This window comes from uncultured Limnohabitans sp. (assembly GCF_937889215.1).
Taxonomy (GTDB): Bacteria; Pseudomonadota; Gammaproteobacteria; order Burkholderiales; family Burkholderiaceae_C; genus Limnohabitans_A.
This window is the reverse complement of sequence record NZ_CALBEX010000546.1, coordinates 1-3,678: the sequence shown is the minus strand read 5'-3', so window position 1 is coordinate 3,678 and position 3,678 is coordinate 1. Positions and strand designations below refer to the sequence as shown.

The window sequence follows — 3,678 nt, the reverse complement described above, 5'->3', positions numbered from 1 at the left end:
GACATGGTGGTGTCAGCAACCACTTTGTTGCGCTTTGCAAACAAGTCGAGCTGGCGAATGGGCTTGAGCTGGTCGTTGTTGGAGGCCTTGAAACCGGACAACTTGGAGATCTTCATCACGATTTCTTTTTCGCGTGCGTCTGTCTTGGCGTAGTTGTAGAAGAAGTTTTTGATTTTTGTCTTGCTGGCTTCTGGCAGGCTCTTGGACATGACCATAGGGTCCAAGGGAATCAAAGGCGAGGTCCAAATGACTTTGATGTCTTTGAATTTCTCAGGCTGCTTGTTTTTGATTTTCTCCAGGTTTTCGCTGTTGTTGGTGGCCACATCCACTTGCTTGTTGGCCACAGCCAAAGCGTTGGTTTCGTGGTTGGCGCTGCGCACCACTTTGAAGATGGACTTGGCGTCTTTGTTGTTCTGCGAGAACACGTAATAGCCGGGCACCAAAAAGCCTGAAGTGGAGTTGGGGTCACCGTTGCCAAAGTTCAGGTTCTTGCTGTTGCTGAACATGTCATTGAGGTTGCTCAAGGGGCTGTCTTTGTGCGCGATGATGTGCGAGTAGTAGCCTTGGGTGCCATCGGCATTGACCATTTGGGCGAAGATTTCAGCGTTGGAGCGGTCCACGGCCTCCATGGCAGATTTGTTGCCCATCCAAGCGATTTGCACTTTGTTGAAGCGCATGCCTTCGATGATGCCGGCGTAGTCAGGCGCAAAAAACGCTTTGACTTTCAAGCCGGTTTGCTTTTCCATGTCGTCCAACAAAGGCTGCCAGTCGGCTTTCAGGTTTTGGGTGGCTTCGGTGGAAATGATGCCGAAGTTGATGTCTTGCGCCATGGCGCCGGTTGCGCACAGACCAATGGTCAAGGCGGCGATGGTTTTTTTGAACATGGTTAAAAGCTCCATTGGGTTAAAAAATAAATTCAAGCGGTTTGCGCCATTGGGGCTGACCAAACCAAGGTGGGACTTGGGGCATGGGGCGTGGGTGCGTTCAGGAGTTCGCTGCCACTCAAAAATTCGTCAGCTTGCATGCCATAAAGCTGCCTGAGCAAAGCGGGGGTCAAATTGGCCGAGGGCCCGTCATAAACCACCTGACCTTGGTTCAGTGCGATCACACGCGGGCAATAGCGAATGGCCATGTCCACTTGGTGCAAAGACACCACGACAGTGCGACCGTCTTCGCGTTGGATGCGCGTCAAAATCTCCATGACTTTTCTGGACGATTCCGGGTCAAGAGAGGCGATGGGTTCATCGGCCAAAACCAGGTTGGCGCCTTGCACCAAGGTGCGGGCAATGGCTGCGCGTTGTTGTTGACCGCCAGACAGCGTGGAAGCGCGTTGCGCATGACAATCCAAAATGTCCACGCGCTCTAAAGCCTCCAAGGCCAATGATTTTTCATGGGCATTGAACCAGCCGGTCATGGCACGCCACCAGGGCATGGTGTGCAAACGCCCGACCAACACATTCACCAAGACAGACATGCGGTCCACCAAGTTGAATTGTTGGAAGACAAAACCCACATGGGAGCGAATGCTGCGGATGTCGCCCGATATGCGGCCGTTGCGTTGCACGCAATGGCCGTTGACTTCGATCAGTGAGTCTTGCGCTTCATCGGCTGGCAGCAAACCGGCCACGAGGCGAAGCAGGGTCGATTTACCCGAACCCGAAGCACCAATCAGGGCCACCATTTCACCTTTTTCAATGTTCAGGTTGATGTCCCGCAATGCGTGTTTGCCATTGCTGAAATGCTTGTTCAATTTTTCAATTCGCAGTGCCATTTTTCCGACCTCATCAATCTGTCTAGACAATCAAAGTTTGACAATCGCTTGTGACAACTCTTTGACAGTTTTGGGAAGTTTTCAAGTCAGCCCACGAACAAGCTTCAAATCACCCGAGAGCCCTCGCGCCAAACCGCACGCACCACGCCATGGCGTTTGTTATGAGGCATGTCAACGAAGCGCACCTGAACCAAATCGGCGCGCAACCCGACAGCGATCTGACCTCGATCGTTCAGGCCTGTGGCTTTGGCTGGGTGGTGGGTCACGATGCTCACGGCCTGGGGCAGGGTCAAGACGTCGTCGTCCACCAAGCGCAGCACCGCACCCAACAAGCTGCCTGGAACGTAGTCTGAGGACAAGATGTCCAGCAAACCATGCTGGGCCAAAGTGATGGCCGAGACATTGCCAGAATGCGAGCCACCGCGCACCACGTTGGGGCCGCCCATGACCGTCAACAAGCCCAAGTCGTGAGCGGTCTTGGCCGCCAACACCGTGGTCGGAAACTCGGACATGCTGGCCCCTTCAGCGTGCGCTTGCTGCACATGCTGCACGGTGGTGTCGTCATGGCTGGCCAAGGCGACGCCGTGACTTTGGCAATAAGCCACAAAATAGCTGCGGTGGGGCTGGGCATAGCGGTCTTGCAGCTCGCCCGCGATGGCCACTTGACGGTCGAACTTGTCGTTCGACCAGCCTTTCTTACCGGTGTAGTAAACCCGGGCAACTTCGATGTTTTCCCACTGTCGCTGCCCAGGTGTGTGGTCCATCAGCGAAATCAAGCCCAAGCGTGGATGCGCTTCAAATGGTGAAAATAAGTCGATGGTGTTGGGTGCTGGCAGTTCGCATCGCACATGCAAATGGTGGTCTGCGCGCAATAAATTTTCGCGTGTGCAATGGTCAATCGTGTCCAGCACAGAATCCCATGTGCTGCCGCGCAAACTGTCCGGGTCGGCATCGCCCACGCCCAAAGCGTCGAAGACCGTGGTGATGCCTGCAGCCGCCACTTCCGCATCGTGTGCGAGCAAGGCTGGCATTTCAGCCCATTGGACTTTGGGGCGGGGCATCAGATGGCGCTCAAAGTTGTCGGTGTGCATTTCGACAAACCCAGGCATGAGGTAATCGCCGCCCAAGTCAATGCCTGGCACACCGTGAGCTGCGCCTTGGTCCACGGCGGTGATCAAGCCGTTTTCCACCACAACGCTGCCCAGCACCACTTCATGGGCCAACACCAAGCGGGCATTTTTAAACACAAGGGCACTCATGCGGACCTCCTGAATTGCGCTACATCCACTCGGCGTGTGGCCACAGCATCGCCCACTCGGGCGTCATGAAAAATGCCCACCAAGGCCGCGCCCCGTTGAACCGCCTCGCCAATCAATTCGATCACGGTTTGGCTGTTCTCAGCGTCAAGTGAGGCGGTGGGTTCGTCCAGCAAAAGCAGCGGGCGTGGCTTGATCAGGTTGCGGGCAATATTGATGCGTTGCTGCTCCCCCCCTGAAAAGGTGGCGGGCGGCAAAGACCAAAGGCGCTCGGGTATGCGCAAACGGGTCAGTAAAACCATGGCTTTTTCGCGTGCCGCATCCATGCCTTGGGGAAAATGGCTGGCGTCTTCGATCAGCGGCTCAGCCACCACATCGATGGCCGAGACCCTGGGGATGACCCGTAAAAACTGGCTGACATAACCCACTGTGTCGCGGCGCATGCGCACCAATTCACGCGGTGTTGCCTGCGTCAGTTCCAAAACTTTCCCATCGGCTTGGCGCACCTCAATGTGCCCACTGCTGGCGCGGTAGTTGGCATAAATGAGTTTGAGCAAGGTGCTTTTACCCATGCCCGATGGGCCGTCCAGCACCACACACTCGCCCGGGTCAACCGACAAATCGACCCGGTTGAGGACTTGCAGTTCGGTG

At 55.5% G+C, this 3,678-nt stretch carries 4 protein-coding genes; all 4 read right to left on the bottom strand.

The features are described 5' to 3' along the window. Positions 1-884, bottom strand: an 884-nt coding sequence (phnD, locus tag Q0341_RS13810; RefSeq protein WP_299514455.1) for a phosphonate ABC transporter substrate-binding protein, incomplete at its 3' end; no start/stop codon positions are given. Between the two features lie 32 nt (positions 885-916). Beyond that, positions 917-1,771 carry a phosphonate ABC transporter ATP-binding protein gene (gene phnC, locus Q0341_RS13805; protein WP_299514453.1) on the bottom strand — a complete coding sequence of 285 codons (855 nt, stop codon included), beginning with the start codon at positions 1,769-1,771 and terminating at the stop codon, positions 917-919. 104 nt (positions 1,772-1,875) lie between these two features. Continuing rightward, positions 1,876-3,030: an alpha-D-ribose 1-methylphosphonate 5-triphosphate diphosphatase gene (locus Q0341_RS13800; protein ID WP_299514451.1), complete on the bottom strand. Its 1,155-nt coding sequence runs from the start codon at positions 3,028-3,030 to the stop codon at positions 1,876-1,878. Next, on the bottom strand, positions 3,027-3,671 hold the full coding sequence (phnL, locus tag Q0341_RS13795) for a phosphonate C-P lyase system protein PhnL (RefSeq protein ID WP_299514458.1): 645 nt from the start codon (positions 3,669-3,671) through the stop codon (positions 3,027-3,029). The genes Q0341_RS13800 and phnL overlap by 4 nt, the downstream gene beginning before the upstream one ends. Positions 3,672-3,678 lie beyond the last annotated feature (7 nt).